Origin of the sequence: Zhengella sedimenti, assembly GCF_046506625.1 — a bacterium.
Lineage (GTDB): Bacteria > Pseudomonadota > Alphaproteobacteria > Rhizobiales > Rhizobiaceae > Zhengella > Zhengella sedimenti.
In genome coordinates this window covers 16,627-36,653 of sequence record NZ_JBKFFP010000007.1, presented here as the reverse complement: position 1 = coordinate 36,653, position 20,027 = coordinate 16,627, and the positions used below count along the sequence as shown (strand labels likewise).

Below are 20,027 nucleotides of genomic sequence, written 5' to 3'. Positions count from 1 at the left end.
GAAAGGTTTAGGCTTCAGGCAACAGGATCAAGAGCGGGAGTGACGTTCTGAACCGTCTGTTCGTCATCATCGGAGGCCTCGTCGTCGCGGTTCTGGCCGCTGCCGTCATCGCGCCGCCTTTCATCGACTGGTCCAGCTATCGCGCCGACTTCGAGCGTGAGGCGAGCCGTATCCTGGGCCGCCAGGTCACTGTTGGCGGTCAGGCATCAGCACGGCTCCTGCCATTTCCGTCCGTCCGGTTTTCCGATGTCACCGTTGCAGGTGCAGAGGGCGAGCCGCCAATAATGACGGCTGAGAGTTTCTCGATGGATGCGGAACTGTCGCCTTTCCTGCGCGGCGAAATCCTGATCTTCGACATGCGCCTCACAAAACCGCGGCTGACGGTCGGCATCGACAGCGGCGGCGTGCTCGACTGGGCGATCCGGCCCCAGGCGCCCGACGCAGTCAGTGACATCACGCTGGAACAGGTCCGGATCGTCGACGGCGAACTTGTCATCCGTCACGCCGCGAGCGGCATGGACCAGACCGTCTCGAACATCGATGCCTCCCTCTCCGCCGACAGCCTGCGAGGACCATGGCGGATGGCAGGTTCGGCGGAAGTCATGACGCGCTCCGGCCAGTTTTCCTTTTCCACCGGTTCCCTGACCGATGACGGCCGTATCCGGTTGCGGACACGGATCGAACCTGACGACGCGGACGTTACGTTCGAGGCGGATGGCAATGCCCTGCTGGAGAACGGGGCTCCCCGTTACAGTGGTACTTTCACCTTCGGTCCGCGTGCGAAGGCGGAAGACGAACCGGAAGAGGCATTCACCATTTCCGTTCCCATGGACACCGCATGGGCCGGCATCCGTTTGTCCGGCAGTTTCACGCTCGACGACAAGCTGCTGGCGTTCGACACGATCCGTTTCGAAAGCGGTCCGTCCGACGACCCCTATACGGCGGAGGGAACAGGATTCATCGACCTCGGCAGGGAACCGCGGTTCGCATTGAAACTCGAAGGCCGCCAGGTGCAACTGGCGGCAGGCGATGTGGCGGGGGCGCCGGTTTCGTTTCCGACAAGGCTGGCTGCCTTCCGCAAGTTTCTCGACAACCTGCCGCAACCGGCGCTGCCGGGTACAATCGACATGAACCTGCCGGCCGTGGTCGCGGGCGATACGACGATCCGGGACCTGTCGTTTGCGGCGCAACCGAGGGATGACGGGTGGAATCTCTCCCGCTTTTCGGCAAAATTGCCGGGCAGGACGACGCTTGAGGCGGCCGGTTTGCTTCGCAATGACGGTGCCGTGTCCTTCGATGGCCGCCTGCTGCTGGCGATCGCCCAGCCCTCCGGATTCGCCGCTTGGTTGAGCGAAGATGTGGATGACGCGATCCGGAGGCTCGGTTCGGCCGGATTGTCCGGTGAAGTAAACCTGTCGCAGGAACGCCAGAGTATCCGCGATCTCGAAGCAATCCTTGGCGGTGCGAAATTCACCGGCGGTTTTGATCGCCTGTCGCCGGCAGGGGAAAAGCCATCGACGGTGGTGGAACTGGATGGTCAGGCGCTGGACCTGGACGGGTTTCAGGCACTGGCCGCGCTGTTTCTCGGCGAGCAGGGCGAGGTACGACTCGCGCGCGACGATCTCGACCTCACGCTGATCGCAGGCCCCGTTTCGTTCTCCGGGGCACGTGCGGAAACAGTCGATGTCGCACTTCGGATCAAGGACGCTGTCGTTGACATCAATCGCTTCAATGTCACGGGTCTGGAGGGGACGGATTTTTCCGCGTCCGGCCAGTTGAGAGATTATCCCCTGATTTCCTCGGCAACGATCAATGCGACAATCGCTTCCGGCGACATGTCGAAATTCGTTGAACTCATGTCGCTCCGTTTTCCGGAAAACCGGGCCCTCAAGGCCCTCGACGCGCGCATCGACGGTTACCCCGGGCTCCTTGCCGATACGCGGCTGGATCTGTCTGCCCGTGTGGAAGATGACGGCGTACGCGTGTCCGGGCAGGGACGTGCCGGGGGCACCGGACTCGATGTGCGCCTGACGGGCGGGCGAACGCTCGCCGCCGGAGAGGGAGCCGTCCAGTTCTCGCTTACCGGCGTCAATGACGAAGGCGAGGCAATTCTGGCCGCATGGGGTCTGCCTGTCCTGCCGGTCGGCCTTGCGGGCCGCATCGAGACCGGCTTGCAGATCAATGGCTCAATGGAAAGCGGTCTTGCCGTTTCGGCGACGCTATCGGGCCCGACAGCATTGCTTCGCTTTTCCGGTGACGCACGCATTGACGGCGAAAAGATCCGGGTGACCGGAAATGGAGAACTGAAAGGTGATGACGTCACGCCTTGGTTGATGGCGACAGGATATGGCCTGCCCGGAGTGGAATTCGGTTTGCCAGTCGTTCTGGAAAGCCCGTTCACGTTCATGGACGGCGTTCTGGGCTTGGCGGCAATTGAGGGAAGCGTGGCGGGCAGTGCGGTCAGGGGCACCGCCGAACTGCGCGCCGAAAACGGGCGCCCGCTGCTGACCGGGAACTTGACGACAAGGTCATTTTCGATGGACTGGCTGGCCGGATATCTGCTCGGCAGCGACAGCGTCGCGCTCGCCGGAACCGGAGAATGGGAGGATGTTCCATTCGTTTCGCAGGGACAGCTTCCGTTCGACGCCCGCGTTTCGCTGGAAACGGACGGCATCGCCCTTTCCGGGGCAAGGTCGCTTCGCAATGCCAAGATGCGGCTGACGGTGGACCGGAACAGGGTCCGTCTGTCCGATCTGGACGCCGCTTTCGCCGATGGCACGATCAGCGGCCTTGTCGAAATGGCAAACGCTTCAGGCAGTGCGACCATGTCATCCCAATTGAACCTTGCAGGCGCCAGGCTCGGGACGCTCTTTCCCGACCTTGAAGCCGAAGGTATTGCGGATATTTCGGCCAATATTGCCGGCAGCGGCAAGACGCCTGCCGCCTTTCTCGCTTCCCTGTCCGGTTCGGGCACCGTGAAGGCAAGGAACCTGGTCTTGTCCGGTCTTGATGCCGGAGCCTATCCCGCGATGATCCGTGCAGCGGACATGCTCGGACCGGAAATCGATGCCGAAGCGGTTTCGCGACTTGCCATTCCGATCCTGACGGAAGGTCGGCTCCGTCTTGGTGAGGCTGATTTCGCTTTCACGATTGCAGGCGGCGTGGTGCGAAGCGCTCCGATCCGCATCGCGTCCGGATCGACGGACCTGACCACGGAAGTGATGGTCGACTTGGCGTCCGGAGAGAGGCAGGCGAGCGGCACGATTTCCTTCGATCCGGGCGACGACAAACTGGCCGGCTCGGAACCGGTCGTCGGGTTCGCCTGGAGCGATGCGGACGGGCTCAAGCTGGATACCGGGCCGTTGACCCAGTTCCTGACACAAAGGGCGCTTGAGCGCGAACAGGCCCGGGTGGAAGCGATGCAGGCACTGTTGCTCGAAAAACAGCGATTACGACGCGAAGCCGGATTTTTCGCTGCGCTTGAGACCCGGCGTGCCGAACGCCGCGCAGAGGAAGAACGACGCCAGGCGGAAGAGATGCGCTTGCGCGCCGAAGAGGAAGCCCTGCGCCAGCAACCCGCGCAGCCACGACCCGGCGGGTCTTCCGGAGAAAACACGCCCCGCAGCGAGCAGCCGGAAGCGCCGGCCGGATCGGACGATATCCTCCGCCAGCCGCTTGCGCCGCCGGAGCCACGGCCGCGCTCGACCGAAGGTCTCGATGCGATTTTCGACAATGACGCGCTTTCGATCGAAGGGATTCTGCGTTCGGAAAGGGACTTCTGACCAGGCTTTGTCTCAGCCGGTCGCGGACGTGTTGCGGATATCCGCCAGCACGGCCAGGCGCAGGGCGGATGACAGGTTCGATTCCCGTGCCCTGCTTCCGTCGATTTCCGCGACAAGCGCTGCCAATGGGAGGTCCCTGTCCCGGGCCATCCTGTTCAACTCGGCAAAGAACGCCTCTTCCAGTGAAAAAGAGGTCCGGTGTCCATGAATCGAAACGGAATATTTGCGGATAAGGCTCATGACGAAGGCGTGTCAGGACGGCGGTTGTGGCCATCCAGATGCCGGTCGGCGCGGGACTTTTCGGTCTTTGCCTGTTTGCGCTCCGCCTTCGTCCTGCCATGCAAAAGCCTGTTGGCATCGGCGAGGCGCTGCCGTTCCTCGCGCTCCCTGAGCTTTCGCACCTGCCGGAGATTGACGATTTCGGCCATGTCAGGGCGCTCCACCCTTTTCAGGTTTCCCGGTGTGTTCCCGGCTACTTCTTTTTCCTGAAGGCGTCCAGCGAGACGATATCGGCCGCCGGCTTGTCCGTCTCGTCAACCGGTTCGTCTGGTGTCTTGCGGGCTCGGGCGGACTTGCCTTTCGCTTTCGCAGGCTTTGACGGGGGTGTTTCCTCCGCGGGTGCTGTCCTGTCGCTTGCGGCCGATGGCAGTTCGGCAATCTCGGCGACCGGTTCTTCCTCCAGCCGCACGTCGAACTCGAGCTCGAAATTGACGGACGGATCGTAGAAACCGCGAACCGCCGAGAAGGGAACTTCCAGCTTTTCCGGAATGTCGGAGAAGGAGAGCCCCACTTCGAACCCCGTGTCCGTGACCTTCAGATCCCAATACTGATACTGGAGAACGATCGTCATCTGTTCGGGGTATTTTTCCATCAGGCGCGACGAAATGCGCACGCCGGGTGCCTGGGTCAGGAACGTGATGAAAAAGTGATGGTTGCCGGGCAGCCCGGTCCTGGCAACCTCGGTCAGAACCTTTCGCATCACGCCGCGAAGGGCGTCCTGCGCCAGAATGTCATAGCGGATGTGGTCCTGCGCCATCGCTGCCTGGTTCCCGATTCCCGATCACCAAAGATTTAGAACATGTAGGAGCGGCACGCAAAGCCTTCGTTCGGCCTTGGGTACGGATTCTTAGATCGTCTGGGCGAATTGGAGAAAGGTGGAGGCTTCTGTTGCCAGGCGCCTCCGGGCCCCGCCTGCCGGGGCTAACCGTCAGGACTTAGATCGAAGCAGTCGCACCGCCATTAGGCAGCGAGACGAGCCTCAGCATAGTTGTCGTTGGCAACTATAATTGTGACCCGATAACGGTGGTATCATGCCGAGCGAAAGTCCGATCTTTACACCCTCGTCGATCCTGTTTCGCCCCCATCACGAAATGCCGCTTTCGGCATCTCGTGGTGGAGGCGCCGGGTACCGCCCCCGGGTCCGAATGGCTTATTGCATCGGCCGTTTATCGCCATAGTCAGTCAAGCTGACGGCCCAGATATAGGCGTGGTGATGCGCGAATGGAAGAGGCGGCCGCATGATTCATCCATGGCGGCGCGCTGTTGTGGCGATGCGGATCGTCTTTACATCGGATTCTCTTTGAAGAAAGCGGGATTGACTTGTCAGGGGGCGGTTGTAGCCTCCGTTTTCGCGAATGCTGCCGGTCGCGGCAGAATCAACTTGCGAGAACGGGGGACGGCCGCAGCCGGCTTTCGAGGTGCCAAAGGGGAGACTGACCATGGCAGACTATATCGAGGACGTAAGGAAATACGATGCGGGCGCCGATGAGGCCGTCGTGGGCAAGATCGTCAAGCACCTCGGGATCGCGTTGCGTTCGCGGGATGCCTCACTGGTGTCCTGCTCCGATTCATCGGAACTGGATCGCGTTGTCGAGAAATGGTGCGGCAAGAAGCTTGGCGTGACCGGCGAGGCAGCAGAGTCTGCGGTGCAAAAGGTCTGCGCCACAATGAGTGCAGATCGCTCCAAGTCACGCGTGACCTTTTACTACCTGGTTGCCAAGGAACTGGGAAAGCTGGGCGATCTGTAAGGCCGCCGGCAATCGTTTCTGACAGCATGTCAAAGGCCGCTGCCCAACCGGGCGCGGCCTTTCGGCATCCCGGTTTTCCTTTCTGTTGAGAAGGCTATTGCACGATTGCATGGTGCCTTCGAACAAACCGGCAGATGGGTTAGCTTGCAGAGAGGAATCATGCCGGACCGAGGACGATGCGCCAATATCACGACCTGCTGAACCATGTGCTGGAAAACGGGATCGACCGGGGCGACAGGACTGGTACGGGGACGCGCTCGGTTTTCGGCTATCAGATGCGTTTCGATCTCGATGACGGCTTCCCGGTCCTGACGACAAAGAAACTGCATTTGCGTTCGATCATTCACGAATTGCTCTGGTTTCTCTCGGGGGAGACCAATATCGGTTATCTGAAAGCAAATGGTGTCACGATCTGGGACGAATGGGCGGACGAAAACGGTGACCTTGGTCCCGTCTATGGCGCCCAGTGGCGATCATGGCCGGATGGCAGGGGAGGCACGATCGACCAGATCGCAAACCTGCTCGAACAGATCAGGCAGAATCCGGAGTCCCGGCGGTTGATCGTGTCGGCCTGGAACCCGGCCGAGGTCGACCGGATGGCCCTGCCGCCATGCCACTGCCTTTTCCAGTTCTATGTCGCGGACGGACGTCTTTCCTGCCAGCTATATCAGCGATCGGCCGACATTTTTCTGGGAGTCCCGTTCAATATCGCGTCCTATGCGCTGCTGACCATGATGATCGCACAAGTCTGCGAGTTGAGGGCAGGCGAATTCGTTCACACACTGGGTGACGCCCATCTCTATCACAATCATTTCGACCAGGCGCGACTGCAATTGACCCGGGTTCCGAAGGCCTTGCCGGTCATGAAGCTCAACCCGCAGGTGGCGGATCTGTTCGCCTTCCGCTTCGAGGACTTCGAACTCATCGGCTACGAAGCCGATCCGTCCATCAAGGCTCCAATTGCCGTTTGAGAAAATGGCCACTGCCAATGCGAGCGATGCAAGCGCATCCGTTCGAGCCGTGAACGGGCCGTAACACAGCCACCCGTTTCCTTGGCTTCCCTGGAGAACCCGCATGCAAAAGATCGTCATTGTCGTGGCTGCGGCCCTAAACGATGTGATCGGCCGGGATGGCGAAATGCCGTGGCGGCTGTCCAGCGATCTCAAGCGGTTCAAGCGGCTGACCATGGGCTCTCCGGTCATCATGGGCCGCAAGACATTCGACAGTATCGGGAAACCCCTGCCGGGCAGGCTCAACATCGTTGTGACCCGCGATTACGATTGGGAAGCCGACGGCGCGCTGCGGGTGGGATCGCTTGAGGCTGCGATTGACCTGGCATCTGCTCATATCGAGGCAGCCGAGCGCGATGCCGCCGAAAAGGGCGAGGAACCGCCTTCGTTTGACGTTTTCGTGATCGGTGGCGGTGAAATCTATGCCCAGGCGCTTGAACGGGCCGACACGGTCCATCTCACGCGGGTCCTGGCCGAGGTGGAAGGGGATACGCTGTTTCCGCCGCTTGCGTCCGGGCAATGGAAACGCGCTTCCATGGAAGACATCCCGGCCGGGCCGTCCGACAGCCATTCCACCCGTTACGAAATCTGGATCCGAAGCGACAAGGCGTGAAGCAGCGGATCACCTCAGCGCTGCCCGGTCCGTCCATCGAAATCATCGATTTCGCTGCGACTTTGCCGCCGGTGTCGTTGAAAGCGGTCGGGCGGCTTCCTATAACGGGAACACAGACGGGTTTTTGACACCCTGCGGGCAAAGCAGGACAAAGGAGTATCGATGCCCTGGAGCAATCAAGGTGGAGGCGGCGGCCCGTGGGGCGGCGGCAACAATGGCGGTGGGGGAGGCCCGTGGGGGCAGGGACCCCAGGGTCCGCGCGGTCCGCAGGGAACACCGCCGGACCTGGAAGACATCATTCGCAAGGGACAGGATCGCCTCAAGCAGGCCATGCCCGGTGGTTCGGGCGGTCCGGCGCTCTTCGGCTTGATCGGCGCCGGTCTCGTCGTCCTGTGGCTTTTCCAGTCGGTCTATACGGTTCAGCCGGACGAACTCGGTGTGGAACTGCGCTTCGGCAAGCCGAAGAACGAAATTTCGGAACCGGGCCTTCACTTTCATTTCTGGCCGGTGGAAACCGTCGAGAAGGCGACCACGGCGGAGAAACTCGTCACGATCGGAACCGGATCGGGCGGTCGCGCCACGTCCGGGCTGATGCTTTCGGGTGACCAGAATATCGTCGATGTCACGTTCTCCGTCGCCTATCAGATCGCCGATCCGAAAGCCTACCTGTTCAACGTTGCCGACCCGGACGAGATGCTTCGTTCGGTCTCGGAAAGCGCCATGCGCGAAGTGGTCGGACGCCGCGAGGCCCAGGACGTGTTCCGCGATGACCGGCAAGGAATTGCTGACGATGTCCGCCAGACGGTCCAGGTTGCCATGGAGCAGTATGGCGCCGGGCTGACGGTCAACGCGATTTCCATCGAGGACGCGGCGCCGCCGCGTGAAGTGGCCGATGCATTCGATGAGGTGCAGCGCGCCGAACAGGATGAGGACCGTTTCCGCGAGGAAGCCAACCAGTATGCCAACCAGAAGCTCGGTCAGGCACGTGGTGAAGCCGCCCAGATCCGGGAAGAGGCGGCCGCTTATGCCAACCGCGTCGTCCAGGAGGCGACGGGTGAGGCCCAGCGCTTCATTTCCGTCTTCAACGAATATGAGAAGGCGCCGGACGTGACACGCAAGCGCATGTTCCTCGAAACGATGGAAAACGTTCTCGGCGATTCCAACAAGGTGATCATCGAGCAGGGGAGCGGCGGATCCGGAGTCGTGCCTTACCTGCCACTCAATGAGCTGACGCCGCGCGGAGGAGCAAGGCAATGAACAGGCTTCCCATCATTGCAGGCGCATTGGCGATAGTTGCGGTTGCCGTCTATTCGTCGATCTTCGTCGTCAATGCCCGCCAGCAGGCCATCGTGCTGCGGTTCGGCGAGATCGTGGACGTGAAGACGGAACCCGGCATCTATTTCAAGCTGCCCTTCGGCTTTACCGGCGCGGACAATGTCCAGATCATCGAGGACCGGATCCTGCGTTTCAGTCTTGAAGACATCCGCGTCCAGGTTTCCGGCGGCAAGTTCTATGTCGTGGATGCGTTCATGGCCTACCGCATCGAGGATCCGCGCATCTTCCGCCAGGCGGTTTCCGGCTCGATCACGCTGGCGGAACAGCGGCTGCGGACCCGCATGGATGCGGCCTTGCGCCGCGTCTACGGTCTGCGCGGCTTCGAGGCGGCGCTGTCGGAGGAACGAACCGAGATGATGCGCGAAGTTGCGCAGCAGTTGACCCCGGATGCGGCCTCCCTCGGCCTGAGGATCGAGGACGTGCGTATCCGGCGCACCGACCTGACACAGGAGGTGTCCGAGCAGACCTACAACCGCATGAAGGCGGAACGTCTTGCCGAAGCCGAGCGCCTGCGGGCACGGGGCCGCGAGGCGGCCCAGACCATCCGCGCAAGGGCTGATCGTCAAGTGGTGGAGATCGTCGCCGAGGCGCGCAAGGAATCGGAAATCCTGCGCGGTGAGGGCGAAGGCGAGCGCAACCGCATCTTTGCCGAGGCCTTTTCCCGGGATCCGGAATTCTTTGAATTCTATCGCTCCATGACAGCCTATGAAAAGGCGCTGCAGCAGGAGGGGACGACGATGATCCTGTCGCCGGAATCGGAATTCTTCCGTTATTTCGGGTATGGAAACGGCGCACCATCGGCAAGCGGCGGACGCGCGTCCGGAACACCGGTTCAACCGGCCGGTGGCCAGGTGCCGGCTTCACAAGCCGCGCAGTGACCGGGCCGTCTTCGTGAACGACTTCCTGACCGCCCTCGGACTCCTGCTGGTGTTCGAGGGCGTTCTTTATGGCGGTTTCCCACGCCTTGTGAAGCGTCTTGCGGAGCAGTTGCAGACCATGCCGGAAAATGCATTGCGAGCCGGTGGGCTGCTTGCGGCCGCAAGCGGCGTGATACTCGTATGGCTTGTCCGGGGATAACGCGATTGTCAGGCCGTCGCCGGATTTCGGCTCTGTGAAAAACGTGGCCTCCGCCCTAATGTTGTGCGAACAAATCGCCATTATGGCTGGATCGTTGCAGACCGGAGAACCGTCCCCATGCTCGCCACTGCGTTCACAAGCCTGCGTTTTTCCCTGATTGCGGCCGTTGGCGCGGTCGCCATCTCCGCTTCGCCCATTGCCGCCGTCGTTTCCGTGGACAGCCTGGCGCAACAGCAAGGGCCGGCGTCGGTGGCCGATCTCGCGGAAGGACTTCTGGATGCCGTGGTCAATGTCGCCACGACGCAGAAGACGGCGGGAAATGAAGAGAATGTCCCCGTTCCGGACATCCCGGAGGGCTCTCCCTTCAAGGATTATTTCGATGAGTTCTTTCGAGACCGTGACCGCCGCGGCGGTCCGCGCAAGCAGAACTCCCTGGGATCAGGCTTTGTCATCGATGCCGGAGAAGGCATCGTGGTCACCAACAATCATGTGATCGATGGCGCCGATGCCATCGAGGTCGTTTTCAATGATGGCCAGAAGATCGCGGCCGAGCTGATCGGAACCGACCCGAAGACCGATATCGCCGTGCTCAGGATCGACCCCGCCAAACGATCCCTGAAGCAGGTTTCGTTCGGCGATTCAACGCGCATGCGGATTGGCGACTGGGTCATGGCCATCGGCAATCCGTTCGGATTGGGCGGAACCGTGACGGTGGGCATCATTTCGGCCATCAACCGGGACATCAATTCCGGCCCGTATGACGATTTCATCCAGACCGACGCCGCCATCAACCGGGGGAACTCGGGAGGACCGCTGTTCAACATGGATGGCCAGGTCATAGGCATCAATACGGCGATCATCTCGCCGTCAGGCGGTTCCATCGGCATCGGATTTTCCATTCCGTCCAAGCTCGCCGTGACGGTCATTGATCAGTTGCGCGAATTCGGGGAAACGCGCCGCGGCTGGCTTGGCGTGCGCATCCAGCCTGTGACGGACGACATCGCCGAAGGCCTTGGCATGGACCGGGCGCGCGGTGCCCTCGTTGCGGGCATTGTCAAGGGTGGACCCGTGGATGACGGCTCCATACAGGCCGGCGACGTCATCGTGGAATTCGACGGTCGGAGTGTCGATCAGATGCGCGACCTGCCCCGGATCGTTGCGGAAAGCCCGGTTGGCAAGGAAGTGAGTGTCAAGGTGATCCGGAAGGGAGAGGAGGTCGGATTGCAGGTGACGCTTGGCCGGCTTGAGGATGGTGAGAAGCTGGCTGCCGCAGATGAAAAGGACGGAAGCGGTACAGCCGACGATGCACCCGTCGCGACAGCTGCGGTGCTGGGCATGACCCTGGGCGAACTGAACGACGAAACCCGCGAAACCTTTGGTATCGAGGATGACATTTCCGGCGTCTTGATTACCGAGGTTGCGCCGGAATCGCTCGCTGCGGAACGCGGTGTCACCGCTGGCGATGTCATCACCGAAATCGCCCAGGAATCGGTCGACAGTCCGCAAGACGTTCTCGAGCGCATCGAGGACCTGAAGTCACAGGGACGGAAGAACGCCTTGCTGATGCTCTCTTCCAAGACAGGCGAACTGCGTTTCGTGACCATCAGGATGGATTGAAGGGTCTTGCGTGCCGGTATCGCGGGCACGCCCGCCCATGGAGTCCGGTCTGGCTGGAATCAGACAATGAAATCCGTCTTGCGATAGCCCTGGATATAGAGAAGAGCGGTGAGATCACCGTGATCTATGCGCATGCGGGCCTGGGCTGCGACCGCGGGCTTAGCGTGCAACGCGACGCCGGATCCTGCCCGTTCGATCATGGCGAGATCGTTGGCTCCGTCTCCAACGGCCATGACATCCTCGGGTGAGAGATCCAGGCGGGCGGCCGTCTCCTCAAGGGTGTCGAGCTTTGCCTGTTTGCCGAGGATCGGTTCGGCCACTTCTCCCGACAGGATGCCATCGACTTCAAGCAGGACATTGGCCCTGTTCTCGTCAAAACCAATCATCGAAGAGATTCGTGACGTGAAAGCGGTGAACCCTCCCGAAACGAGAACCGTGTAAGCGCCGTTCGCCCGCATCGTCTGCACGAGTTCGCGACCGCCGGGCGTCAGCGTGATGCGGGTCCCGATGACGTGTTCGATCACCGAAACCGGAAGACCCTTCAGAAGGGAGACACGCTCCCGCAGTGCCGGTTCGAACTCGATCTCGCCGTTCATGGCTCGGGCGGTGATCGCCGCGACATGGGCCTTGATTCCGGCTTCGTCAGCAAGTTCGTCGATGCATTCCTGCCCGATCATGGTTGAATCCATGTCGGCCAGAAGGATCTTCTTGCGCCGGGTTTCGGCTCGCTGGACAACAACATCCACCGGTTCGCCCCGAAGCGCCGACCGGAGCGCATGGTCTGCTTCCGCCTCCGTGATGCCACCAGTCAATGCGATGTCACAGGCCGTTCCGTCAGCCAGCCAGTACAGAGAGGTTGCCTTGACGGAGGAAAACGCCCTATCCCCCAATGCAGGGGTCAAGGCGCCATTCAACGGATTGGCGATCAAGGTGGCAACAAGGCTCATGGACGATTTTCCTGAAACGCGGCGGGCGGTTGAAAACGCCATCCTGATAGCGGGACCGACGGCAAGCGGCAAGACGGCCATGGCCGTGGATATGGCGCGTGAACTCGATGCCTTGATCGTCAACACCGATTCCATGCAGGTCTACGATATCCTCAACATCCTGACCGCCCGTCCGAATGAAGCGGAACTGGCCGTTGCGCCGCATGTCCTCTTCGGCCATGTCAATCCAAAGCGGGCCTATTCGACGGGCGATTGGCTGCGCGATGTCGCCGAAGTTCTGGATACGATGGATGCGCGCCGGCGGGTGATCTTTGTGGGAGGCACGGGCCTGTATTTCCGTGCCTTGCTCGGCGGGCTGTCGGTGATGCCGGAAGTGCCCCCCGAAATGAGGGCGTTCTACCGGTCGCTGCTGTCCGAGAAAGGGCCTGAAGCAATGCACGCCCTGCTTGGAAAGCGTGATCCGGAAACCGCCAACCTTCTGCATCCCAGGGACGGGCAGAGAATCGTGCGCGCACTCGAAGTACTGGAAGCCAGCGGACGGCCAATAGGCGACTGGCAGGCCAGACCCAGCATGCCCTTTGTCGACCCGGCGTCGGCGCAGAAATACATCCTGCAGCCACCGCGTGAGGTTCTGCGGCAACGCATTGCCATCCGCCTTCAGGCAATGGTGGCCAACGGTGCGCTGGAGGAAGTCGAAACACTGCTTTCCCTTGGCCTTGATCCATCGCTGCCGGCAATGAAGGCGATCGGGGTGCCTGAGTTTGCCGCGATGTTGCGCGGGGAGCAGAGCTTCGACGAGGCGATGTCGGCTGCGATCACAGCGAGCCGGCAATATGCAAAACGTCAATCGACCTGGTTTCGCAACCAGATGGGACCGGATTGGACGACAATTCCGGCTTCCTAACCGAATATGGAGCGTTGCATTAACCATGGATGGAACAACCAGTGCGTGGTTTGCGACGCTGATCTGAATTCCGTTTCTTTCAGGTTGGCGCTTAACGCCTGATTAGAACTGGAGCGCTTACATCGGAAACTGTAATCCGTGGCAGGAGTGACGCTCGGCATGCGTCTTCACAAGGCTGAACTGGCTTTCTTCATCCTCGTTGCGCTGCTTGTCTGCAGCGCCGGGGTTCTGGCCGGCTGGCTATGGCTCATCGCTTCACTTCAGACGGGGAACCCGGGAACGGCGGCGCTTGCGGTACTCTGCGCTGCGATCATGTTTGGACTGGGCTACTTCTACCCGCTGCTTCGCCGCCAGGTCCGGGAAGAGATGCAGTTGCGAGCGATGACGCAGTCGCTGTCCAAGCGGTCTGAAAACCTGCAGCAGGCCGCGTTGACCGATGGCCTGACCGGAATGCAAAACCGGCGATACTTCGATGATGCGCTCGCCCAGTATCTCGAAGAGTTCAAGCGCATAAACCGGCCGGTGGGGCTGATGATCCTTGATCTGGACCATTTCAAGCTGGTCAATGACACGCATGGTCATGACGCCGGCGACGATGTCCTGAAAGCCGTGGCGTCCTGCCTGCGTGAGTTTACCCGATACCATGACGTTGTCGCACGCCTTGGCGGTGAAGAGTTCGCCATCGTCGCGCCGAACATGGATGCCGAATTGCTTGCCAAGTTCGCCAACCGGATCCGGATGGCGATTTCGCAACTCACCATTTCTTCCGGAAACATCCGCATTCGCGTGACGACAAGTATTGGTGTCGCGATATGGGATGGCCGGGAGGGATCGGAGGATCTCTACCGGCGAGCGGATGCGATGCTTTACCAGGCGAAGCGCGAAGGGCGGAACAGGGTCTGTTCGGCAGCCTAACCGAACGCGCAAGCCCGCCTCGTCGCACAAGCGGCGTTTTGCGCCCATCCTGCCAGGGATTAAGCCGTCTGAACACAAGGCGAACCGACGGACACTATTGTCCGGTGCTCCTCACTTCGTCACTGCTTGCGTGTCCGGAACTCGCGGATCAGGCTGTTGCCCTCACGCCCGCTCGGCGTGACTTCCGGCTGGCCGTCGGATGCCGGCTTCGTTCGCGACTTGAACGGTTGTGCTGCCGCGGGCTGGCTGGTGCCGAACCGGTGTTGGGCGTCGAGGCGCCTTGTGGCGTCCATGGAGTGCCTTTCCGGTAGTATCTGGCCTGAGTGCCTGCCTGCCGAAATATCCGGATGAGAATATCCCTGCCGGTAGCCTGGCTGCGGCGATACGTGGGAGGCGCCTGCCGATCCAGAGGTGATTCCATCGCCGGGCGCGCTGATGGCTGCGAGAAGTGCCTCCGTGTCGTCGATCGACGGTGATGACGGTTCAAGCCACTGCGCGGTCTCGTCGTCCTCGATATCCAGATTGTTGCGCATCCTGTGCAGCACATTCACAAGCGAGACCTCCGATGTGCCGGACTTGAGCCTTTCCTGCTGCGCGTAGATGTGGGCGCCTGGCAGATCCTTCCTGGCTATGGTCTCGAACCTCATGCGCATGGGGGACTGGAAAGCCTCGCCGAAGGCAATGCATTCCCGGTTCCCGACCGAGGACAGGAAGTTTGTCAGCGATCGTGCCGCGCCGGTGATCGCGAGCTTGATGATGTCCTGGTCGTGTTCATTGCCCAGCCGCATGGCGAATATCGTGTTGCACTGGGACAGGATCGTGGGATCAAGTTCGCCCGGACGCTGGGTCACCACGCCCAGATAGACCCCGTATTTACGGCCTTCCTTGGCAATGCGGGCAATGGCCTGGCGGGTCGGCCAGAAGCCACTCTCCTTGTCGGACGGGATGTAACGGTGTGCCTCTTCACAGACGACAAGGGTCTGCAGGCCGCCGTCGGAATTGAGCGCGAGATCAAAGGCCATCCGGCAGAAGACGGAGACGACCGAGTTCACCACTTCAGATGGCAGGTTGGACATGTCGAACACGCAGATCGGCCGGCCATTCTGGGGTATTCGAAAAACGTGGCTCAGAATGACGGGCATCGTGTCGCTGACCGTCTTTGCGCCAAACATGAAGCGGAAGCGGGGATCGTTCAAAAGGGATTCGAGGCGATTGCGCAAGGCGCGCAGATGCGGCCTGTCCGCCTTGCCATCCAGTTGGCCGGCGCGCTCGTCCAGCAGCTGAAGCAGGTCGACCATCCGGTAGGGAACGGGCGTATCGGCGGTCAGGGACGTTGTCTCCCTGTCCTTCTTCAGCATGGATGACGAGAGGCTGCCGCCTTCGCCCCGCCGGAACCGCTCCTTGGCCAGCGGGATGAGATCGCGAAGCGCATCGAGTTCGTTTGCGACCGGGGTTCTGCCGCGAAAGACAACTTCGGCGAACTCATCCAGGCGGAACACCCAGAAGGGGAGATCAAGCCGGTTGGCATCGACCGTGATGGCCTTGTCGGCAAATGCGGTGGTGAATTCGTTGTGCGGATCCAGCAGAAGGACGCGAACATCAGGGCGCTTCTGGACGATCTTGCGTAGCAGCAGGGTGACCGCGGTCGACTTGCCAACACCGGTGGTGCCAACAACTGCGAAATGGCGCGCGAGCAGCTTGTCGATGTCGATAAGCGCGGGAATGCTCTGCTCCTGGGTCAGGTTACCGATGGGAACCGCGTTGGGAGCGACATTTGCATAGATGGCCTTGAGATCGCTGTTGCGAATCCTGTGGGCGACAGCGCCCATATAGGGATAATCGGCAATGCCGGTCGAGAACTGAAGTTCTCCGTCAGGTCCCGTGGAAACCTGCCCGACGAGTTCCACGTGTATATGGATGACGTTCTTCGTGGAGCTTTCCCAGTTGTTTCCCGTCACATCGACCCGGAAAATAAGGCCGACAAGGCGTGCCTCGCCGACCCTGATGGAAATCATCTGGCCGACGGCCCAATAGTCTTCGGAACCGGCAGCCTGTTTCCCGGCGTCTGCAGCGATGACAGCCCTTTCGCCGTCGCAACTGATGATATGCCCTTCCGTCCGGTTGCGGACAATGGGCATCTTTGGCTCTGCCTGAAGCGAACCAAATCCGCCGTCACCGGCAACAACGTCATTCATGCCGAATCCCCGATTTTGCCGCCACACATTAGGGGAGAAGAAGTTAAAGCCTTGTGCACCTTGCCGCTTCTTGCAGACTCATGTCCAGGAACGGCAAATCAGCGGTTGACCTGGCGGTGATCTCCGGAATAAATGGTGCGCATGATCGCACGGAAGAACATCCTCGTAGTACGTATGCGCATGGGCGGGAGGGCGTAACCCTCCGGCGACAGCCACCCATGCGCGACACCAGGCCCTCTCAAGGGCCTTTTTTATTGGCCGGATTAAAGCTAAACGACCAGCCGCTGCTGGAAAAACGAAGAGACGGAAGCAACCATGGCACAGGAAAACGAGACAAGCGCCGGACGGGAAATGACGGGCGCGGAAATGGTCATCCAGGCATTGTCTGACAATGGCGTCAAACATGTCTTCGGCTATCCTGGCGGTGCCGTTCTCCCGATCTATGACGAGATTTTCCAGCAGGAAGACATCCAGCACATTCTCGTTCGTCACGAGCAGGGGGCGGGTCATGCCGCTGAAGGATATGCGCGTTCGACCGGAAAGCCTGGCATTGTTCTCGTGACCTCCGGTCCGGGAGCCACCAACATGGTGACGCCGCTGCAGGATGCGCTGATGGATTCCATCCCGCTCGTCTGCATTACGGGCCAGGTTCCCACGTCGCTGATCGGTTCGGACGGCTTCCAGGAATGCGATACGGTCGGCATCACGCGGCCCTGCACGAAGCACAACTGGCTTGTCCAGGATGTCAATGAGCTGCCGCGAATCCTGCACGAGGCCTTCAAGGTTGCCACGACGGGTCGCCCGGGACCGGTTGTCGTCGACATCCCCAAGGACATCCAGTTCGCCACCGGCCGCTACACGCCGCCGCAGCAGATCTCGCGCCCCAGCTACCAGCCGCGCGTGCAGGGCGACCGGGAGCAAATCAAGAAGGCCGTCGAACTCATGGCGTCGGCCAGGAAGCCGGTCATCTACTCGGGTGGCGGGGTCGTCAACGCGGGGCCGGAAGCGTGCCACCTGTTGCGCGAACTCGTCGACCTGACCGGTTTCCCGATCACCTCCACCCTGATGGGACTTGGCGCCTATCCGGCCTCCGGGGAGAATTGGCTCGGCATGCTCGGCATGCACGGAACCTATGAAGCGAACATGGCGATGCATGACTGCGATGTCATGGTCTGCATCGGCGCACGCTTCGACGACCGGATCACCGGGCGCCTTGATGCCTTCTCGCCCAATTCCAAGAAGATCCACATCGACATCGATGTTTCCCAGATCAACAAGAATGTCCATGTCGACATCCCGATCATCGGTGACGCGGGACGCATCCTGGAAGACATGGTCCGGCTCTGGCGCGCCACGGCTCGCGCCGACAGAAACGCGCTGAAGCCATGGATCGAGCAGATTGCCATGTGGAAGGCCCGCAACAGCCTGGCCTATACACACAACGATACCGTCATCATGCCGCAATACGCTGTCCAGCGGCTCTACGAACTGACGCGCGATCGCGATACCTACATCACCACCGAGGTCGGTCAGCACCAGATGTGGGCTGCGCAGTTCTACGGTTTCGAAAAGCCGAACCGCTGGATGACATCGGGTGGTCTGGGGACCATGGGCTACGGCCTTCCCGCGGCTCTCGGCGTGCAGATCGCCCATCCCGACGCCTTGGTCATTGACATCGGCGGCGATGCATCTGTCCAGATGACGATGCAGGAGATCTCGACTGCCGTGCAGTACGAGGCACCGATCAAGATCTTCATCATGAACAATCACTACATGGGCATGGTTCGCCAATGGCAGCAATTACTGCATGGCAATCGCCTTTCGCATTCCTATTCCGAGGCGTTGCCGGATTTCGTCAAGCTCGCCGAGGCATATGGCGCACACGGTATCCGTTGTTCGAGGCCGGGGGATCTGGATGATGCCATCATGGAAATGATCGACGTCCGCAAACCGGTCATTTTCGATTGCGAAGTCGCCAACCTTGCCAACTGCTTCCCGATGATCCCGTCCGGCAAGGCGCATAACGAGATGCTGTTGCCGGACGAGGCAACCGACGAGGCCGTCGCCAACGCCATCGGCGCGGAAGGAAAGGCGCTGGTGTGACGAGGCGTGGCTGGTTCCTTTCGCTGATGCTGCTGGGCCTGGCGGCTTGCCAGACGGCTGGCGGTGGCGATGCAACGGTGACACTGGAATCAGCCCGACGGGAAGCGGTCGATGCGAGTGGTACCGCCTTGCCTGAAACGGCAGCGAGGCAGAAACCCGAAGCCGGACCGGGCCTTGCGTCGAATGCACGCCAAGGCCAACCGGCGCCGGCTGGCCGGCCGCGCCCCGGGGCGGATCCGGTTCTCGATGCCGTCGAGAAGATCGGACGCCTGCAGAAGGCTCAGGGAACGCTGGCAGCCATGGACGTCGTCTTCGCCTGTTATGAGCACGCCAAGGACCGGAAAGCCTCGCTCTCGGATGCAAAGGTCTGCGCCGCGCAGGACTTCGCCGTTTCCAAGAGCGTCGAGGAAGGGCGGGCAAGGCGCATGGGTGGGCAGTCGGACGTACGCGCCACGATCATCGCCAGCCGCGTGGCACAGCGCATTGGCGCCCTGATGCAGCTCAAGGGAATGGGGCAGGCCGAATTCGACCGGTTCGGCCAATATCTCCACCAAGTCGCCAAGCCGGCGCATGCAAGAGCGATGTCATGACATCCAAGGCGCTTCCGGGGTGGGTCGACTACGCGCTTCTCCTGCTGCTCGCGGCATTCTGGGGTGCTTCCTTCTCGCTGATCAAGCAGACGGTGGGCGATTATCCTCCAGCATTCATGAGCATGTTGCGGCTGGCGATCGCAGGCGGTGCGATGCTGTGCGTCGCGTTGTGGCTGGGGGAAAGGATTGCGTGGTCGCGGCAGACGGCCGTTATGCTCCTCCTGATCGGGATTTTCGGCAATTCCCTTCCGTTCAGCCTGATCGCCTGGGGCCAACAGGTCGTCGATGCCGGACTTGCTTCCATCCTGATGGGAATCATGCCGATAGCCACCCTGATCATGGCGCATTACTTCACCGGCGACGAACCGCTTTCGGCACGGAAGATCACCGGCGCGATTGTCGGGCTGGCCGGACTTGTCATTCTTGTCGGTCCGTCGGTGCTGTACCGGCTCGGTGATGACGGCATACGCCAGCTGGCGATCGTCGGCGCGGCGATTTCCTACGGGATCAACGCAATCCTGACCAAATCCATGCTTCACCAGCCGCGTCGGGCTGCCGCGGCGGCCCTGTTGATCGCAGGGGCGCTGACCCTTGTTCCATTGTCCCTGTTCACCGAAAACTGGAATGCGATCACGCCGGGCGTGACCAGCACCGCATCAATCGTGCTCCTGGCGCTGTTTCCGACCGCGCTGGCGTCATTGCTCGTTTTTATCGTGCTTGAACGTCAGGGGGCGGGGTTCTTCAGCCAGATCAATTTCCTCGTTCCGTTGTTCGGTGTCCTGTGGGCCGTCACCCTGCTGGGCGAAACCCTCCAGCCGCAAGCCCTGCTTGCGCTCGGCGTCATACTCACCGGCCTTGTCATCGCGCGCCCGCCGGCGCAAAGAAAAACCCGTACTGCCTGAAGGAAACCCG

The 20,027-nt window shown here is 61.1% G+C and carries 18 protein-coding genes and 1 other RNA gene; 13 read left to right on the top strand and 6 right to left on the bottom strand.

The features are described from left to right. Window positions 1-26 precede the first annotated feature (26 nt). Complete coding sequence (locus tag ACLB6G_RS17385; RefSeq protein WP_410357621.1) at window positions 27-3,782, top strand: AsmA family protein; 3,756 nt, start codon at window positions 27-29, stop codon at window positions 3,780-3,782. 12 nt (window positions 3,783-3,794) lie between these two features. Here ACLB6G_RS17385 and ACLB6G_RS17380 read toward each other — a convergent pair whose 3' ends face one another. The 4 genes from ACLB6G_RS17380 to ssrA form a co-directional block, all read right to left on the bottom strand. After that, on the bottom strand, window positions 3,795-4,022 hold the full coding sequence (locus tag ACLB6G_RS17380) for a ribbon-helix-helix domain-containing protein (protein ID WP_410357479.1): 228 nt from the start codon (window positions 4,020-4,022) through the stop codon (window positions 3,795-3,797). Then, the gene (locus ACLB6G_RS17375) at window positions 4,019-4,210 is read right to left on the bottom strand and encodes a DUF4169 family protein (protein ID WP_410357478.1); all 192 of its coding nucleotides are present in this window, start codon (window positions 4,208-4,210) and stop codon (window positions 4,019-4,021) included. The genes ACLB6G_RS17380 and ACLB6G_RS17375 overlap by 4 nt, the downstream gene beginning before the upstream one ends. Window positions 4,211-4,254: 44 nt before the next feature. Continuing rightward, entirely contained in the window at window positions 4,255-4,818 is a 564-nt protein-coding gene (locus ACLB6G_RS17370; RefSeq protein ID WP_410357477.1) for an SspB family protein, read from the bottom strand. 117 nt (window positions 4,819-4,935) lie between these two features. Then, window positions 4,936-5,292, bottom strand: a transfer-messenger RNA (tmRNA) gene (gene ssrA / locus ACLB6G_RS17365). A gap of 208 nt (window positions 5,293-5,500) precedes the next feature. Here ssrA and ACLB6G_RS17360 point away from each other — a divergent pair. The 7 genes from ACLB6G_RS17360 (at window position 5,501) to ACLB6G_RS17330 (ending at window position 11,461) form a co-directional block, all read left to right on the top strand. Next, window positions 5,501-5,809: a DUF2853 family protein gene (locus tag ACLB6G_RS17360; RefSeq protein WP_410357476.1), complete on the top strand. Its 309-nt coding sequence runs from the start codon at window positions 5,501-5,503 to the stop codon at window positions 5,807-5,809. A 176-nt stretch (window positions 5,810-5,985) separates the two neighbouring features. Beyond that, window positions 5,986-6,780, top strand: coding sequence for a thymidylate synthase (locus ACLB6G_RS17355; protein WP_410357475.1), 795 nt, complete (start codon window positions 5,986-5,988; stop codon window positions 6,778-6,780). A gap of 103 nt (window positions 6,781-6,883) precedes the next feature. Beyond that, a complete protein-coding gene (locus ACLB6G_RS17350; RefSeq protein ID WP_410357474.1) occupies window positions 6,884-7,432 on the top strand; it encodes a dihydrofolate reductase in 549 nt (182 codons plus the stop codon). 162 nt (window positions 7,433-7,594) lie between these two features. Further along, complete coding sequence (gene hflK, locus ACLB6G_RS17345; protein WP_410357473.1) at window positions 7,595-8,689, top strand: FtsH protease activity modulator HflK; 1,095 nt, start codon at window positions 7,595-7,597, stop codon at window positions 8,687-8,689. After that, complete coding sequence (hflC, locus tag ACLB6G_RS17340; protein ID WP_410357472.1) at window positions 8,686-9,645, top strand: protease modulator HflC; 960 nt, start codon at window positions 8,686-8,688, stop codon at window positions 9,643-9,645. Before hflK ends, hflC begins: the two co-directional genes overlap by 4 nt. Window positions 9,646-9,658: 13 nt before the next feature. Beyond that, the gene (locus ACLB6G_RS17335) at window positions 9,659-9,844 is read left to right on the top strand and encodes a DUF2065 domain-containing protein (protein WP_410357471.1); all 186 of its coding nucleotides are present in this window, start codon (window positions 9,659-9,661) and stop codon (window positions 9,842-9,844) included. Between the two features lie 117 nt (window positions 9,845-9,961). Continuing rightward, window positions 9,962-11,461, top strand: coding sequence for a Do family serine endopeptidase (locus ACLB6G_RS17330; RefSeq protein ID WP_410357470.1), 1,500 nt, complete (start codon window positions 9,962-9,964; stop codon window positions 11,459-11,461). 59 nt (window positions 11,462-11,520) lie between these two features. On the opposite strand, the gene serB is transcribed toward ACLB6G_RS17330, so the two are convergent. Beyond that, window positions 11,521-12,408 (bottom strand): phosphoserine phosphatase SerB, encoded by an 888-nt coding sequence (serB, locus tag ACLB6G_RS17325; protein WP_410357469.1) that lies wholly within the window; start codon window positions 12,406-12,408, stop codon window positions 11,521-11,523. Here serB and miaA point away from each other — a divergent pair. Beyond that, window positions 12,407-13,312 (top strand): tRNA (adenosine(37)-N6)-dimethylallyltransferase MiaA, encoded by a 906-nt coding sequence (gene miaA / locus ACLB6G_RS17320; protein WP_410357620.1) that lies wholly within the window; start codon window positions 12,407-12,409, stop codon window positions 13,310-13,312. The genes serB and miaA overlap by 2 nt on opposite strands. A 159-nt stretch (window positions 13,313-13,471) precedes the next feature. Continuing rightward, complete coding sequence (locus ACLB6G_RS17315; protein WP_410357619.1) at window positions 13,472-14,227, top strand: GGDEF domain-containing protein; 756 nt, start codon at window positions 13,472-13,474, stop codon at window positions 14,225-14,227. A 119-nt stretch (window positions 14,228-14,346) separates the two neighbouring features. Here ACLB6G_RS17315 and ACLB6G_RS17310 read toward each other — a convergent pair whose 3' ends face one another. Then, entirely contained in the window at window positions 14,347-16,422 is a 2,076-nt protein-coding gene (locus ACLB6G_RS17310; RefSeq protein ID WP_410357468.1) for an ATP-binding protein, read from the bottom strand. 351 nt (window positions 16,423-16,773) lie between these two features. Here ACLB6G_RS17310 and ACLB6G_RS17305 point away from each other — a divergent pair, with 351 nt between their 5' ends. Genes ACLB6G_RS17305 through ACLB6G_RS17295 form a run of 3 tightly spaced genes read left to right on the top strand, consistent with a single transcriptional unit; the run spans window position 16,774 to window position 20,017 of the window. After that, on the top strand, window positions 16,774-18,525 hold the full coding sequence (locus ACLB6G_RS17305) for an acetolactate synthase 3 large subunit (protein ID WP_410357618.1): 1,752 nt from the start codon (window positions 16,774-16,776) through the stop codon (window positions 18,523-18,525). Next, window positions 18,522-19,115, top strand: a complete 594-nt coding sequence (locus ACLB6G_RS17300) for a hypothetical protein (RefSeq protein ID WP_410357467.1) — start codon at window positions 18,522-18,524, stop codon at window positions 19,113-19,115. Before ACLB6G_RS17305 ends, ACLB6G_RS17300 begins: the two co-directional genes overlap by 4 nt. Beyond that, window positions 19,112-20,017 carry a DMT family transporter gene (locus ACLB6G_RS17295; RefSeq protein ID WP_410357466.1) on the top strand — a complete coding sequence of 302 codons (906 nt, stop codon included), beginning with the start codon at window positions 19,112-19,114 and terminating at the stop codon, window positions 20,015-20,017. The genes ACLB6G_RS17300 and ACLB6G_RS17295 overlap by 4 nt, the downstream gene beginning before the upstream one ends. Window positions 20,018-20,027: the final 10 nt, after the last annotated feature.